This is a genomic window from Streptomyces sp. NBC_01481 (assembly GCF_026339995.1).
Classification (GTDB): domain Bacteria; phylum Actinomycetota; class Actinomycetes; order Streptomycetales; family Streptomycetaceae; genus Streptomyces.
Map to the genome: position 1 here is coordinate 830318 of NZ_JAPEPT010000001.1, position 16033 is coordinate 846350.

A 16033-nucleotide genomic window follows, 5' to 3' on the forward strand; every position below is an offset into this window, starting at 1 on the left:
CGGGTGACGGACAATGGGGGGCATGCCTTCCGTACTGCCCGATGGTGAGCCCATGCCCGAGGACGGGGCGCTGCCCGCATCCGCCCTCGAACAGGCCGCCGGCCGGCCGCTCGCCTTCTATCTGCATGTGCCGTACTGCGCGACGCGCTGCGGCTACTGCGATTTCAACACCTACACGGCGACCGAGCTGCGCGGCTCGGGCGGCGTCCTCGCCTCCCGCGACAACTACGCCGCGATGGTCACCGAGGAGATCCGCCTCGCCCGCAAGGTGCTGGGCGACGACCCGCGGCAGGTGAAGACGGTCTTCGTCGGTGGCGGCACGCCGACGCTGCTCGCCGCCTCGGATCTCGTACGGATGCTCTCCGCGGTACGCGAGGAGTTCGGCCTCGCGGACGACGCGGAGATCACCACCGAGGCGAACCCGGAATCGGTGGATCCGGCGTACCTGGCCGAGCTGCGGGAGGGCGGCTTCAACCGGGTGTCCTTCGGGATGCAGAGCGCGCGGCAGCACGTACTGAAGGTGCTGGACCGTACGCACACGCCGGGGCGGCCCGAGGCGTGCGTCGCGGAAGCGCGGGCGGCGGGCTTCCAGCATGTGAATCTCGACCTCATCTACGGCACGCCGGGGGAGAGCGACGACGACTGGCGCACGTCCCTCGCGGCGGCGGTGGGGGCCGGCCCCGACCACATCTCGGCGTACGCGCTGATCGTGGAGGAGGGCACCCAGCTGGCGCGGCGCATCCGGCGCGGCGAGGTGCCGATGACCGACGACGACGTCCACGCGGACCGCTACCTGATCGCGGACTCGGTCCTCGCGGAGGCGGGCTTCGACTGGTACGAGGTCTCCAACTGGTCGACCTCACAGGCCGGCCGCTGCCTGCACAACGAGCTGTACTGGCGGGGCGCGGACTGGTGGGGCGCGGGCCCCGGAGCGCACAGCCACGTCGGCGGGGTGCGGTGGTGGAACGTGAAGCACCCGGGGGCGTATGCGGCGGCGCTCGCGGAGGGCCGGTCGCCGGGTGCGGGCCGTGAGGTGCTCGCGCCGGAGGACCGGAGGGTGGAGCGGGTGCTCCTGGAACTGCGCCTGCGCGAGGGCTGCGAACTGTCGCTGCTGCGGCCGGCGGGGCTGGCGGCGGCGGGGCGGGCGTTGTCGGAGGGCCTGCTGGAGGCGGGCCCGTACGGGGAGGGCCGGGCGGTGCTGACGCTGCGGGGGCGGTTGCTGGCGGACGCGGTGGTGCGGGACCTGGTGGATTAGGGGCGCGGGGGCGCGGGGTGCGGTGGCGCGGGGTGCGCCTGCGGCGGGCCTGTTCCCCTACCCGCCCCTTCCCGAACTGGGGCTCCGCCCCAGACCCCGCGCCTCAAACTCCCCCAGACTTCGTCCGGGGGGACCCCCACGGGGCTGGAATGTGCGGCTGGGCCGCACAGTCAGCCCGTCCGGCGATTGAGGACATGCGGCCGAAGGTCGCATACGGGGTACGGGCGAAGCCCCGTCGGGGGCTGGGGGCTTGCCCCCAGTTACGGGAAGGGGCGGGTAGGGGAAACAACCCCCGGTCACACCTCCGCCGCCGTGACGAAATCGATCAGCTCCTCCACCCGCCCCAGCAGCTCCGGCTCCAGGTCCTTGTACGACCGCACCGCCGACAGGATGCGCTGCCAAGCGGCACCCGTGTTCTCCGGCCAGCCCAGCGCCAGGCAGACCCCCGTCTTCCAGTCCTGGCCCCGCGGGACCGACGGCCACTCGGGGATGCCCACCGAGGACGGCTTCACCGCCTCCCACACGTCGATGTACGGGTGGCCCACCACCAGTGCGTCCTCGCCGGTGACCTCCGCCGCGATGCGGGACTCCTTCGAGCCCGGGACCAGATGGTCCACCAGCACCCCCAGGCGCGCGTCCGGGCCCGGGCCGAAGTCGCGGACGATCGACGGGAGGTCGTCGATGCCTTCCAGGTATTCGACGACGACCCCCTCGATCCGGAGGTCGTCACCCCACACCCGCTCCACGAGCTCCGCGTCGTGGCGGCCCTCGACATAGATGCGCCCCGCCCGCGCCACACGCGCACGCGCCCCCGGGACCGCGAGCGAGCCGGACGCGGTGCGGGCCGGGCGCGCCGGAGCGGCGGCGGAGGGGCGTACGAGGGTGACGACGCGGCCCTCCAGCAGGAAGCCCCGGGGGACCATCGGGAACACCCGGTGCTTGCCGAAGCGGTCCTCCAGCGTGACCGTCGGCCCCTCCGCCGTCTTCTCGCAGCGGATCACCGCACCGCAGAAGCCCGTACCGACCTCCTCGACGACCAGATCGGGCTCGGCCGGCACCTCGGGCGCGGGCTGAGACTTCTTCCAGGGCGGGGTCAGATCCGGGCTGTAGCTGCGCATTCGCCAGACGCTACGACACCCCGAAGCGCGCCGCCAGCAACTCGCGTTGGGCGCGTACGAACGCCGCGTCGACGACCGCGCCGTGCCCCGGTACGTACACCGCGTCCTCGCCGCCGAGCGACAGCAGCCGGTCCAGTGCCGCCGGCCAGCGGGAGGGGATCGCGTCCGAGCCCGCCTGGGGTTCGCCCGACTCCTCCACGAGGTCGCCGCAGAAGACGACCTCCGGGCTGCCGGGCACCAGGACCGCCAGATCGTGGCCCGAGTGGCCGGGGCCGATGTTCGCCAGCAGCACCTGGCGGCCGCCCAGGTCCAGCGTCCACTCGCCGAACACCAGATGGTGCGGCGCCACCAGCACGTCGGCCGCCTCCGTCGCGTCGGCCTCGGTGACCCCGTGCCGTATCGCGCTGTCGCGGATCTCGTCCCGCTCCCGCCGCATCAATTCGGCGATGCCGACCGCTCCGTACACCTCCGCGCCCGAGAACGCCGCCGTGCCCAGCACATGGTCGAAGTGGGGATGGCTCAGTGCGATATGCGTCACCCGTCGGCCGCCGAGCAGGGCTTGCGCCTGGGCCCGCAGCTCGGCCCCCTCGCGGAGTGTCGAGCCGGTGTCGTACAGGAGGACACCGTCCTCTCCGGCGATCAAACCACTGGTCGCGTCCCAGCCGGGAAGCCGCCGCCGGCCCACCCCGTCGGCCAGCCGCTCCCAGCCGAAGTCTTCCCAACTGACGTCCATACCGCGACGCTATCCGCAACCGACCAGCACTGTCGCTCGGTGGCGTGGTCGGCCGCCCTTGCTAGGGATGTACCCCACGGCCGTACACTGGCACGGGGAAATGCTGGCACTCGTACGCATCGAGTGCCAAGCAGTCACCGAGGAATCACAGCTGGAGGTGTGCGCGATGCTCAGCGAACGCAGACTCGAGGTGCTGCGCGCCATCGTCCAGGACTATGTCGGCACCGAGGAGCCCGTCGGCTCCAAGGCGCTCACGGAGCGTCACAAGCTCGGGGTCTCCCCGGCCACCGTCCGCAATGACATGGCGGTGCTGGAGGAGGAAGGGTTCATCGCCCAGCCTCATACGAGCGCGGGGCGTATCCCCACGGACAAGGGCTACCGCCTCTTCGTCGACAAACTGGCCGGCGTCAAGCCGCTGTCGTCGCCCGAGCGCCGTGCCATCCAGAACTTCCTGGACGGAGCCGTCGACCTCGACGACGTCGTGGGCCGTACGGTGCGGCTGCTGGCGCAGCTGACCCGGCAGGTCGCGGTGGTCCAGTACCCCTCGCTGACCCGCTCCACCGTCCGGCATGTGGAACTCCTCTCCCTCGCGCCCGCCCGGCTGATGCTCGTGCTGATCACGGACACCGGACGGGTCGAGCAGCGCATGATCGACTGCCCCGCGCCCTTCGCGGAATCCTCGCTCGCGGACCTGCGGGCCCGGCTCAACAGCCGGGTCGTCGGGCGCCGCTTCGCGGATGTGCCGCAGCTGGTGCAGGACCTTCCCGACTCCTTCGAGGCGGAGGACCGGGGTACCGTTTCCACGGTGCTCTCGACCCTGCTCGAAACCCTGGTCGAGGAGACCGAGGAGCGGCTGGTGATCGGCGGCACCGCCAATCTGACGCGCTTCGGACATGATTTCCCGCTGACGATCCGGCCGGTGCTCGAGGCTCTTGAGGAGCATGTGGTGCTCCTCAAGCTGCTCGGCGAGGCCAAGGAAGCGGGCGGCATGGGCATGACCGTGAAGATCGGTCATGAGAACGCCCACGAGGGCCTCAACTCCACGTCCGTCGTCGCGGTCGGCTACGGTTCGGGCGACGAGGCAGTTGCCAAACTCGGCGTGGTCGGACCGACCCGCATGGACTACCCCGGAACGATGGGAGCGGTACGCGCAGTGGCACGTTACGTCGGACAGATCCTGGCGGAGTCGTAAGTGGCCACGGACTACTACGCCGTACTCGGCGTACGCCGCGACGCGTCCCAGGACGAGATCAAGAAGGCCTTCCGCCGGCTTGCCCGTGAACTCCACCCGGATGTGAATCCGGACCCGAAGACGCAGGAGCGCTTCAAGGAGATCAACGCGGCGTACGAGGTGCTGTCGGACCCGCAGAAGAAGCAGGTCTACGACCTCGGCGGAGACCCGCTCTCGCAGGCGGGCGGCGGAGGCGCGGGCGGCTTCGGCGCCGGTGGCTTCGGGAACTTCTCGGACATCATGGACGCGTTCTTCGGTACGGCTTCGCAGCGCGGCCCCAGGTCGCGTACGCGGCGGGGCCAGGACGCGATGATCCGCCTGGAGATCGAGCTCAACGAGTCTGCCTTCGGCACGACGAAGGACATCCAGGTCGACACGGCCGTCGTCTGTACGACGTGTTCGGGCGAGGGCGCGGCGCCGGGTACCTCGGCGCAGACCTGTGACATGTGCCGCGGCCGCGGTGAGGTCTCGCAGGTGACGCGTTCCTTCCTCGGCCAGGTCATGACGTCGCGGCCGTGCCCGCAGTGCCAGGGCTTCGGAACGGTCGTCCCGACCCCGTGCCCCGAGTGCGCGGGCGACGGGCGGGTACGGTCCCGCCGCACCCTGACGGTCAAGATCCCGGCCGGTGTCGACAACGGCACCCGCATCCAGCTCGCGGGCGAGGGCGAGGTCGGCCCGGGCGGTGGCCCCGCCGGCGACCTCTACGTCGAGATCCACGAGCTGCCGCACGCGGTGTTCCAGCGCCGTGGCGACGATCTGCACTGCACGGTGACGATCCCCATGACGGCGGCGGCGCTGGGCACGAAGTGCCCGCTGGAGACGCTGGACGGCATGGAGGAGGTCGACATCCGCCCGGGCACCCAGTCCGGCCAGTCGATCCCGCTGCACGGGCGCGGCATCACGCACCTGCGGGGCGGGGGCCGTGGCGACCTGATCGTCCATGTCGAGGTGATGACCCCGTCGAAGCTGGACGTGGATCAGGAGCGGCTGCTGCGGGACCTGGCGAAGCTGCGCGGCGAGGAAAGGCCTACGGGTCAGTTCCAGCCGGGGCAGCAGGGACTGTTCTCCCGCCTGAAGGACGCGTTCAACGGGCGTTAGGCCCTGTCGAACGCCGGAGGGGCTGAATCTTCAGCCCCTCCGGCGTTTTCAGGACAGCGGCCCGCAACCGCTGCCGTTGCGGAACGCCCGATTCGATGGGCCGCGAGCGGCATGGCACCATGCCTGCATGTCCTCCGCACTGACCGATCTTTGCCGTCATCCGATCGTGCAGGCCCCCATGGCGGGCGGCGCATCCTGCCCCCAGCTCGCCGCCGCCGTGTCCGAAGCCGGCGGGCTCGGGTTCCTCGCTGCCGGATACAAGACCGCGGACGGCATGTACCAGGAGGTCAAACAGGTGCGCGGGCTCACCGCGCAGCCGTTCGGCGTCAATCTCCTCATGCCGCAGCCCAACACCGCCGACCCCGGTGCCGTCGAGATCTACCGGAATCAGCTCGCCGGTGAGGCCGCCTGGTACGAGACTCCTCTCGGCGACCCCGACTCCGGGCGCGACGACGGCTACGAGGCCAAGCTGGCGATCCTCCTCGACGACCCCGTGCCCGTCGTCTCCTTCACCTTCGGCTGCCCGACCCGCGATGTGCTCGACTCCTTCGCCAAGGCGGGGACCTTCACCGTCGTCACCGTCACCACGCCCGAAGAGGCGCAGGCCGCGCAGTGGGCCGGGGCCGACGCCGTGTGTGTGCAGGGCATCGAGGCCGGCGGCCATCAGGGCACCCACCGCGACGACCCCGAGTCCGACGGCGCCGGGATCGGGCTGCTCTCCCTCATCGCGCTGATCCGCGAGACCGTTCAGCTTCCGCTCATCGCCGCGGGCGGACTGATGCGCGGCGGCCAGATCGCGGGCGTGCTCGCGGCGGGGGCGGTCGCGGCGCAGCTCGGCACCGCGTTCCTCGTCTGCCCCGAGTCCGGTGCGAACGCGCTGCACAAGCAGGCCATGACGAATCCTTTGTTCGTACGCACCGAACTCACCCGCGCCTTCTCCGGGCGGCCCGCCCGCGGCCTCGTGAACCGCTTCATGCGCGAGCACGGCCCGTACGCGCCCGCCGCGTACCCCCAGGTGCACCACCTGACCAGCGGCCTGCGCAAGGCCGCGGCCAGGACGGGCGACGCGCAGGGCATGGCGCTGTGGGCCGGGCAGGGCCACCGGCTGGCGCGTGAGCTGCCCGCCGGCCGGCTGGTCGACGTCCTCGTCGCCGAAACGGACTCCGCGCGCGCCGCGCTGGCGCTGGGCGGTTCCCGATGACTGCGCCGGTCTTCCTCGTCGACTCCCTGGAGGGCGTCGGCCCGGGGGCGACCGTCACCCTGGACGGGCCCGAGGGGCGGCACGCCGTCTCCGTACGCAGGCTGCAGCCCGGCGAGGACATCGTGCTGACGGACGGCCGCGGGCGGGGGGCGGCAGGGGTCGTCGTACGGACCGAGGGCAAGGACCGGCTGATCGTCGAACCGCGGGAGTTCCCGACGGAACCGGAGCCGACGCCCCGTATCACCGTCGTCCAGGCGCTGCCCAAGGGCGACCGCGGTGAACTCGCCGTCGAGACGATGACGGAGACCGGAGTCGACGCGGTCGTGCCGTGGGCCGCCGCGCGCTGCATCACTCAGTGGAAGGGCGAACGGGCCGCCAAGTCGCTTGCGAAGTGGCGGGCGACGGCACGCGAGGCGGGCAAACAGTCGCGCCGGCTCCGCTTCCCGGAGGTCGCGGACGCGGCAACGACCAAGCAGGTTGCGTCACTTCTGGCCGAAGCGGATTTCGCGGCGGTGCTGCACGAGGAGGGCGCCGAGCCGCTGGCCACGGCGGAGCTGCCCGCGGAGGGGTCGATCGTGCTGGTGGTGGGCCCCGAAGGGGGCGTGTCCCCGGAGGAGTTGGCGGCATTCGCCGAGGCGGGCGCGAAGCCGTATCGGCTGGGCCGGAGTGTGCTGCGCACGTCGACGGCGGGCACGGCGGCGACGGCGCTCCTGCTCGGCCGCACCGGCCGCTGGTCCTAGGCCGTGTCTGACAAATCTCGCCTGGTGCGCGACGCCCGGCACGCACACTCGCTGCGTTGTCGGAGTCATCCAAGTACGTCCAGTACGAGGATGATCCTCCGCCTTGCGATTGCACGCACCGGACGCCGCGCACCCCGCCCTGCGGGCGGACGGCGCTATTTGTCAGACACGGCCTAGCCTTGTCCTCAATCTCCCCCAGACTTCGTCCGGGGGACCCCCAACGGGCTTGAGAGGTTCCGGCTCACCACCGCGTCGAACAGTGGCCAGCCGTCGAGCTCCACCGTCCTGCCGTCTGCCGGCAGAACGCCGCGGGCCTCGGCCTCGTCCACGAAGCGGCGTACGACGCCCGGTTCATGCAGGTTGAGCCAGTGGTCCCGGTCGTCCGCCACTGTGCCCGAGGGGACGTAGGCATCGGGTGTGAACCGCCCCGGACCCGCCCGGAAGACCAGTCGCAGCCGCGTCTGTGTGCCCTCGCGCACGAGGGAGAGCACTTCGGCGCAGTGTTCGCCGGTGCTGTCGTGGTGGCGGTGCCGTACCGACCACAGATGGATGGTGTCGCCGACGACGAGGCGCCTGACCTTCCGGCTCGCTCCCATGACGTCACCCTACGGTGTTCACGAGTGGCGGCAACCGGACTACCGCAGCCGGTGACACAGTGGGAGGCTGCCTCTCATGGGGGCCTTGAGACGCGTACTCCACCCGCGCACCCTCGCGGCAATCTGCGCTGCCGCGGCGGCAGTTGTTGGTGTTGCGGCCTGTGAGCCGTCGACCGGCGGGCTGAGTTCCGTCGCGGTCGCGGTCACCACCGACAAGACGGCGACCAGCACCCTGGAGCGGATCGGCTTCAAGGTGCGCTGGCTCAGTTGTACGGCGAACATCGACGGCGGCAAGGCGCCCGTCACCGCCTCCGCGTCGCCGTCCAGGCCGAGCGTGGCCACCGTCGACTGTCACGGTGAGACCGAATCCGGTCAGGAGATCACGCTCAAGGGCAAGGTGACGGACGAGCGTTCCGGCAGGTGTGTACGCGGGAATCTCATTGCGAAGGTTGGCGGCAAGGTCGTCTTCGAGGCGAGCGTGCTCGGCAACTGCAGTGCCGCGCCCAGCAGTACGCCGCCGACCCGGCCGCCGGGCGGGCCGGCGCGTCCCACGGTCACCGTCACGGTGACCGTGACCGAGACGGCCGACCCGCCGGCCAAGTGATCCGAAAGCCGTGACCGGGCGGCGGCCACCTGCCTAGGGTGACGGTGTGACGCACCCTGCCTACCTCCGGTATCCGCATGTCCACGGCGAGTTGATCGCCTTCACCGCAGAGGACGACGTCTGGGTCGCCCCGCTCGACGGCGGCCGCGCGTGGCGCGTCAGCGCCGACAACGTTCCGGTGAACCATCCGAGGATCTCCCCCGACGGCACGCACATAGCGTGGTCCTCGCAGCGGGCAGGCGCCCCCGAGGTGCATCTCGCGCCCGTCGACGGCGGCCCGACGAACCGCCTGACGTACTGGGGCAGCAACAAGACGTCCGTCCGCGGCTGGACCCCCGACGGCCAGGTCCTCGCGATCACCACCCACGGCCAGGCCTCGCTGCGCCGCACCTGGGCGCGTGCCGTGCCGCTCGACGGCGGGCCCGCGGCCGTCCTGCCGTACGGGCCCGTGGGCGATGTGGCACACGGGCCGCACACCGTCCTGCTCTCCGCCACGATGGGCCGCGAGGCCGCCGCCTGGAAGCGCTACCGGGGCGGCACCGCGGGCAAGTTGTGGATCGACCGGGACAGCGATGGCGAGTTCGTACGCCTCCACGAGGAGCTCGACGGGAACATCGAGTACCCGCTCTGGGTGGGGGACCGGATCGCCTTCCTCTCCGACCACGAAGGCACCGGCGCGCTCTATTCGTCGGCGGCCGACGGCTCCGGCCTGCGGCGGCACACCCCCCTCGACGGCTTCTACGCCCGCCACGCCGCCACCGACGGCACCCGCGTCGTCTACGCGTCCGCCGGTGAACTGTGGCTCCTCGACGGCCTGGACGCCGCCGAGCCGCGCCGGCTCGACATCCGCCTCGGCGGCCAGCGCACCGATCTGCGCCCGCGCCCCGTCAAGGCCGACCGCCACTTCGGCACCGCGACCCCCGACCACACGGGCCGCGGCAGCGCCGTGGAGGTCCGCGGCACAGTCCACTGGGTCACCCACCGGGAGGGGCCCGCGCGGGCGCTCGCCGCGGAACCCGGCGTACGGGCCAGGCTGCCCCGCACCTTCCGTGTCGAGGGCGAGGAACAGGTTGTCTGGGTCACCGACGCCGAGGGCGAGGACGCACTCGAGTTCGCGCCGGCCACTGGCCCCGCGCCCGGCGCGACACCCCGCAGGCTCGGCGCGGGACGGCTCGGCCGCGTACTGAGCCTCGCCGTCGCACCGGACGGCAGCCGCGCCGCCGTCGCCTCGCACGACGGCCGTGTCCTGCTCGTCGAACGCGAGTCGGGCGAGGTCCGCGAGGTCGACCGCAGCGAGCACGGCGACGCCACCGGCCTCGCCTTCTCGCCCGACTCCGGCTGGCTCGCCTGGTCGCACGCGGGACCCGACCCGCTGCGTCAGCTCAAACTCGCCAACACCGCCGATCTGTCCGTCTCCGAGGCGACCCCGCTGCGCTTCTGCGACTACCAGCCCGCCTTCACGCTCGACGGAAAGCACCTCGCGTTCCTCTCCGAGCGCGCCTTCGACCCGGTCTACGACACACACGTCTTCGACCTGGCCTTCGTCCGCGGCTGCCGCCCGCATCTGATCACGCTCGCGGCCACCACGCCCTCGCCGTTCGGGCCGCAGCGCCACGGCCGGGCGTTCGAGACGGACAAGGACAAGGACCAGGGACGGCAGGACGGCGAGGACGGCGGCGTCCCCGTGATCCGTATCGACCTCGAAGGGCTCGCCGACCGGATAGTGCCCTTCCCCGTCGAGGCCGCCAGCTACTCCACGCTGCGCGCCGCCAAGGACGGACTGCTGTGGCTGAGCCACCCGCTGCGCGGCGTCCTCGGCGCGACCCGCGCGACGCCCGACGACCCGGGGCCCCAGACCGCCCTGGAGCGGTACGACCTCGTCCAGCAGCGGATCGAGGAGCTCGCCCCGGACGCGACGAGCTTCTCCGTCAGCGGGGACGGCAAGCGGGTGCTGCTGTACACCGACGGCAAGCTCAAGGTGGTCCCGAGCGACCGCAGGGCCTCGCGCGACGAGGAGAGCGACTCCAACATCACCGTCGACCTCTCGCGGGTGCGCGGCAGCGTCGACCCGGCCGCCGAGTGGCGGCAGATGTACGACGAGGCCGGGCGGCTGATGCGCGACAACTTCTGGCGCCCGGACCTCGGCGGCGTCGACTGGGACGGCGTACTGGACCGCTACCGCCCGATCCTGTCCAGGGTGGCCACCCATGACGATCTGATGGATCTGCTCTGGGAGGTGCAGGGTGAGCTGGGCACCTCGCACGCCTACGTCATGCCGCGCGGCGGGTACGGCAGCGCGAGCACCCGCCAGGGCCTGCTGGGCGCGGACATCTCCCGCGCGGCGGACGGCGCCTGGCGCATCGACCGCATCCTGCCGTCCGAGACGTCCGACCCGAACGCCCACTCACCGCTCGCCGCGCCCGGAGTCGCGGTCCGCGCGGGCGACGCGATCCTCGCGGTGGACGGAAGGCCGGTGGACCCCGTCGCCGGGCCCGGACCGCTGCTCGTGGGCGCCGCGGGCAAGCCCGTCGAACTGACCGTCTCCCCGGCGGGCGGCGGCGATCCGCGCCATGCCGTCGTCGTGCCGCTCTCGGACGAGGAGCCGCTGCGCTACCACGCCTGGGTGGCGGACCGGCGTGCCTACGTCCACGAGAAGTCCGGCGGCCGCCTGGGCTATCTGCACGTCCCCGACATGCAGGCGCCCGGCTGGGCCCAGATCCACCGGGATCTGCGGATCGAGGTGGCCTGCGAGGGGCTGGTGGTGGACGTACGCGAGAACCGCGGCGGGCACACCTCCCAGCTCGTCGTCGAGAAGCTGGCGCGCCGGATCGTGGGCTGGGACCTGCCGCGCGGGATGCAGCCGTCCAGCTACCCGCAGGACGCGCCACGCGGCCCGGTGGTCGCAGTGGCGAACGAGTTCTCGGGCTCGGACGGCGACATCGTCAATGCGGCGATCAAAGCGCTCGGCATCGGCCCGGTGGTGGGGACGCGCACCTGGGGCGGCGTCGTCGGCATCGACAGCCGGTACTCCCTGGTGGACGGGACGCTCGTCACCCAGCCCAAGTACGCCTTCTGGCTGGAGGGATACGGCTGGGGCGTGGAGAACCACGGTGTCGACCCGGACGTGGAGGTGGTGATGACCCCGCAGGACCATGCGGCAGGGCGTGACCCGCAGCTGGACGAGGCGGTACGGATGGCACTGGCCGTGCTGTCCGAGAACCCGTCGAAGACTCCTCCGGACCTGCCATAGGTCGTGTCTTCAAAGTCCCGTCTGCCTGGCGGCGCCGGGCGCCGGTCCTCATCGGACCGCGCCCGGCGGCGTGGGGCGCAATCTGCGGCTCGCCCGCGAAGCCCACCACCGGAAAGCAACCGTCAACGCCCCCTGGCCCACGGCAACCACGGACCCGGGTGACTTCCCACGGCGCCCACGAACCCGGTCACTCGATACGATGCAAGTCGTAGTGGACCCACGCGAGGAGGATCCCGGCATGGCGGGAGAACCGCAGGCTGACTGCCTGTTCTGCAAGATCGTCGCGGGGGAGGTTCCTGCCACCGTCGTGCGGGAGACCGAGCGGATCGTCGCCTTCCGCGACATCAATCCCCAGGCCCCCACCCACATCCTGGTCATCCCCAAGGCGCACTACCGCGATGCCGCCTCGCTCGCCGCCGCCGAGCCGCAGCTTGCCGCCGATGTGCTGCGCGAGGCGGGCGAGGTCGCCGCCGAGGAGAAGGTCGACGGCGCCGGATACCGGATCGTCTTCAACACCGGAAGCGGCGCGGGCCAGACCGTCTTCCACGCCCACGCGCATCTGCTGGGCGGTCGCGGTCTCGAATGGCCCCCGGGATAAAGGGAGCCGACTCGCCTTGTCCGTACGTGAATTGGTCGTGCTCGGCACCGCCAGTCAGGTCCCGACCCGCCACCGCAACCACAACGGCTACCTGCTGCGCTGGGACGGCGAAGGCATACTCTTCGACCCCGGCGAGGGCACGCAGCGCCAGATGCTGCGGGCCGGGGTGGCCGCGCACGACATCAACCGGATCTGCGTCACGCACTTCCACGGCGACCACTCACTCGGCCTCGCCGGAGTGATCCAGCGCATCAACCTCGACCGGGTCCCGCACGAGGTGTCCGCGCACTATCCGGCGAGCGGGCAGCGCTTCTTCGACCGGCTGCGGTACGCGACGGCCTACCGCGAGACCGTCGAGCTGATCCAGGCCCCCGTCGCCGCCGACGGGGTGCTGGCCGAGAACGGCTCGTACACCCTCGACGCCCGCAAGCTCTCGCACCCCGTCGAGTCGTACGGCTACCGCGTGACCGAGCCGGACGGCCGCCGGATGCTGCCCGAGAAGCTCGCCGCGCACGGCATCAAGGGCCCCGACGTCGGGCGGCTCCAGCGCGAGGGCGAGGTGAACGGCGTCACCCTTGCCGAGGTCAGCGAGGTCCGCCGAGGACAGCGGTTCGCCTTCGTCATGGACACCCGCCTCTGCGACGGCGTGCACGCGCTCGCGGACGGCTGCGACATGCTCGTCATCGAGTCGACCTTCCTCGACGAGGACGAACAACTGGCCACGGACCACGGCCACTTGACCGCCGGGCAGGCGGCGCGGGCCGCCCGCGACGCGGGAGTGCGGCATCTGGTTCTCACGCACTTCTCGCAGCGCTACAGCGACCCGGACGAATTCGAGCGGCAGGCACGCGCGGCCGGGTTCGAGGGCGAACTGACCATCGCCCAGGACCTGTTGCGCGTCCCCCTCCCCAAACGTCACCAGTGAACGAGGCGAGAGCCGTGTCCTTCCAGCCCCTCCCCAAGGCCGAACTGCACCTCCACATCGAAGGCACCCTCGAACCCGAACTCGCCTTCGCACTCGCCGCGCGCAACGGCGTGGAGCTGCCGTACAAGGACACCGAGGAGCTGCGCCGCGCCTACCTCTTCGAGGATCTGCAGTCCTTCCTCGACCTCTACTACGGCCTGATGGCCGTCCTGCACACCGAGGACGACTTCGCCGAACTCGCCGAGGCGTATCTGGCACGCGCCGCCGAGCAGGGCGTACGGCATGCGGAGATCTTCTTCGACCCGCAGGCGCACACCGCGCGCGGCGTCCCGCTCGGCACGGTGATCGAAGGGCTGGCCCGCGCGCTGGACCACAGCGAGGAGCGGCACGGCATCTCGACGCGGCTGATCATGTGCTTCCTTCGGGACGAGTCCGCCGAGTCGGCGATGCAGACGCTCACGGCCGCGAAGCCGTATCTGCACCGGATCACGGCCGTGGGCCTCGACTCGGCGGAGGTCGGGCATCCGCCGTCGAAGTTCCGCGAGGTCTACGAGGCGGCGGCGGCGCTCGGCCTGCGCCGGGTCGCCCACGCGGGCGAGGAGGGCCCGCCCTCGTACATCACCGAGGCCCTGGACGTCCTCGGCATCGAACGCATCGACCACGGGCTGCGCTGCATGGAAGACCCCCAACTCGTCGAACGCCTGGTCCGCGAGCGGATCCCGCTGACGCTCTGCCCCCTGTCGAACGTCCGCCTGCGCGCGGTCGACACACTGGAGGACCACCCGCTGCCCCGGATGATGGCGGCGGGCCTGCTGTGCACGGTGAACTCGGACGACCCGGCGTACTTCGGGGGCTATGTCGGGGAGACGTTCTACGCGGTGCGGGAGGCGCTGGGGCTGGACCAGGGGGCGCTGCGGGAGCTGGCGCGGAACTCGTTCGTGGCGGCGTTTCTGGATGACGACGAGGGGCGGCGGGCGGGGCTGATCGCGGAGGTGGAGGCGTACGAGTTCGGGCGGTAGGCGGGGGCGGGGGTGCGCCTGCGGCGGGCCTGTTCCCCTACCCGCCCCTTCCCGAACTGGGGCTTCGCCCCAGACCCCGTACGCGCTTCGCGCGTGTCCTCAAACGCCGGACGGGCTGAAGAATTCAGCCCCGCCGGCGTTTGAGGCGCGGGGGTCCGGGGGCAGCGCCCCCGGTTACGGGGAAGGGCGGGTAGGGGAACAGGCCCGCCGCAGGCGCCCCGCACCCCTGGCAGGGACGCCCCATTGACGGCCCCAGCTCCCATACCTACTCTCGATCTCGTTCTCATCCATGTACGGCATCTACATAGGGAGACAGCGGTGACGCGCAACCTCACGATCACCGACGTGCGGCTCACCCCGATCCTCGTCGCCGATCCCCCGCTGCTCAACACCCAGGGCGTGCACCAGCCGTACACCCCCCGCCTCATCGTCGAAGTCGTCACGGCGGACGGCGTCACCGGCGTCGGCGAGACCTACGGGGACACCAAATACCTCGATCTGGCCGCCCCCTTGGCGGACGCGCTGCCCGGCTGCCAGGTCAGCGACGTGAACGGCCTGCACCGGCTCGCCGACCTCGTGTGCGGCGACTCGCCCGAGGCCACCGGCGCGGGCGCCGTCGACGCGGGCGGACTGCGCGGGGTGCAGACGGCCGACAAGCTGCGGCTCTCCGTCGTCTCCGGCTTCGAGGTCGCCTGCCTCGACGCGCTCGGCAAGGCACTCGGACTGCCCGTGCACGCGCTGCTGGGCGGCAAGGTGCGCGACGCCGTCGAGTACAGCGGGTATCTCTTCTACCGCTGGGCCGAACACCCGGGCGGGGCGGGGGAGCCGGACGACTGGGGCGCGGCACTCGACCCAGTCGGCGTGGTCGCCCAGGCCAGGCGCTTCTCGCGCGAGTACGGCTTCGCCTCCTTCAAACTCAAAGGCGGCGTCTTCGAGCCGGACCAGGAGATCGCGGCCGTACGGGCGCTGGCGGAGGCGTTTCCCGGACAGCCGCTGAGGCTGGACCCCAACGGCGCCTGGTCGGTCGAGACCTCGCTGAGGGTCGCGGAGGAACTCGGGGACGTACTGGAATACCTGGAGGACCCGACGAGCGGCACCGACCGGATGGCCGCGGTCGCGGCCGCCACCGGTGTCCCGCTGGCCACCAACATGTGCGTGACCACCTTCGCCGAGATCCCGGAGGCCTTCACGCGCGGCGCCGTTCAGGTCGTGCTCTGCGACCACCACTACTGGGGCGGACTGCGCAACACGCGTGAACTGGCCGCGATCTGCCGCACGTTCGGGGTCGGCCTGTCCATGCACTCCAACACGCACCTGGGCATCAGCCTCGCTGCGATGACCCATGTCGCGGCCGTCGTCCCCAACCTCGACCACGCCTGCGACAGCCACTACCCCTGGCAGACCGAGGACGTCATCACCGAGCGCCTCGACTTCAAGGACGGCCGCCTCGCCGTCAGTGATCTGCCGGGGCTCGGCGTCGAGCTCGACCGGGACAAGCTCGCCCGCCTGCACCGGCGCTGGCTCGACGACGACGGCACGATGCGCGAACGCGACGACGCGGCGGCGATGCGGGTCGCCCAGCCGGGCTGGGCCGCACCGCCCGTCCCGCGCTGGTAGCCGGGCACGGGCCCGGCACCACCCGCCGCACCCGCACACGCGCCGCTC

General features: G+C 71.7%; 14 protein-coding genes. 11 read left to right on the forward strand and 3 right to left on the reverse strand.

The features are described from left to right. Positions 1–22: 22 nt before the first annotated feature. A complete protein-coding gene (gene hemW, locus OOK40_RS03830) occupies positions 23–1255 on the forward strand; it encodes a radical SAM family heme chaperone HemW (protein WP_266476469.1) in 1233 nt (410 codons plus the stop codon). Between the two features lie 296 nt (positions 1256–1551). Here hemW and OOK40_RS03835 read toward each other — a convergent pair whose 3' ends face one another. After that, positions 1552–2373 (reverse strand): DUF3097 domain-containing protein, encoded by an 822-nt coding sequence (locus OOK40_RS03835; protein ID WP_266476471.1) that lies wholly within the window; start codon positions 2371–2373, stop codon positions 1552–1554. A gap of 10 nt (positions 2374–2383) precedes the next feature. Then, a complete protein-coding gene (locus OOK40_RS03840; protein WP_266476473.1) occupies positions 2384–3106 on the reverse strand; it encodes an MBL fold metallo-hydrolase in 723 nt (240 codons plus the stop codon). Between the two features lie 166 nt (positions 3107–3272). Between OOK40_RS03840 and hrcA the strand changes: the two genes are divergently transcribed. The 4 genes from hrcA to OOK40_RS03860 all read left to right on the forward strand — a co-directional run bounded on the left by hrcA (position 3273) and on the right by OOK40_RS03860 (position 7376). Beyond that, complete coding sequence (hrcA, locus tag OOK40_RS03845) at positions 3273–4298, forward strand: heat-inducible transcriptional repressor HrcA (RefSeq protein ID WP_266478854.1); 1026 nt, start codon at positions 3273–3275, stop codon at positions 4296–4298. Continuing rightward, positions 4299–5435, forward strand: coding sequence for a molecular chaperone DnaJ (dnaJ, locus tag OOK40_RS03850; protein WP_266476475.1), 1137 nt, complete (start codon positions 4299–4301; stop codon positions 5433–5435). Positions 5436–5562: 127 nt separating this feature from the next. Further along, a complete protein-coding gene (locus tag OOK40_RS03855) occupies positions 5563–6636 on the forward strand; it encodes a nitronate monooxygenase (protein WP_266476477.1) in 1074 nt (357 codons plus the stop codon). Then, positions 6633–7376: a 16S rRNA (uracil(1498)-N(3))-methyltransferase gene (locus OOK40_RS03860; protein ID WP_266476479.1), complete on the forward strand. Its 744-nt coding sequence runs from the start codon at positions 6633–6635 to the stop codon at positions 7374–7376. Before OOK40_RS03855 ends, OOK40_RS03860 begins: the two co-directional genes overlap by 4 nt. Positions 7377–7561: 185 nt before the next feature. On the opposite strand, the gene OOK40_RS03865 is transcribed toward OOK40_RS03860, so the two are convergent. Continuing rightward, positions 7562–7972 (reverse strand): hypothetical protein, encoded by a 411-nt coding sequence (locus OOK40_RS03865; protein ID WP_266476480.1) that lies wholly within the window; start codon positions 7970–7972, stop codon positions 7562–7564. A gap of 76 nt (positions 7973–8048) precedes the next feature. Between OOK40_RS03865 and OOK40_RS03870 the strand changes: the two genes are divergently transcribed. From OOK40_RS03870 to OOK40_RS03895, 6 genes are all read left to right on the forward strand, one after another. Beyond that, a complete protein-coding gene (locus OOK40_RS03870) occupies positions 8049–8576 on the forward strand; it encodes a hypothetical protein (protein WP_266476481.1) in 528 nt (175 codons plus the stop codon). A gap of 46 nt (positions 8577–8622) precedes the next feature. Beyond that, positions 8623–11826, forward strand: coding sequence for a S41 family peptidase (locus OOK40_RS03875; RefSeq protein ID WP_266476482.1), 3204 nt, complete (start codon positions 8623–8625; stop codon positions 11824–11826). A 238-nt stretch (positions 11827–12064) separates the two neighbouring features. Beyond that, a complete protein-coding gene (locus tag OOK40_RS03880; RefSeq protein WP_266476484.1) occupies positions 12065–12424 on the forward strand; it encodes a histidine triad nucleotide-binding protein in 360 nt (119 codons plus the stop codon). Positions 12425–12440: 16 nt separating this feature from the next. Beyond that, positions 12441–13349: a ribonuclease Z gene (locus OOK40_RS03885; protein WP_266476486.1), complete on the forward strand. Its 909-nt coding sequence runs from the start codon at positions 12441–12443 to the stop codon at positions 13347–13349. Positions 13350–13363: 14 nt separating this feature from the next. Beyond that, positions 13364–14368: an adenosine deaminase gene (locus tag OOK40_RS03890; protein WP_266476487.1), complete on the forward strand. Its 1005-nt coding sequence runs from the start codon at positions 13364–13366 to the stop codon at positions 14366–14368. Between the two features lie 318 nt (positions 14369–14686). Then, on the forward strand, positions 14687–15985 hold the full coding sequence (locus OOK40_RS03895) for a glucarate dehydratase family protein (protein ID WP_266476489.1): 1299 nt from the start codon (positions 14687–14689) through the stop codon (positions 15983–15985). Positions 15986–16033: the final 48 nt, after the last annotated feature.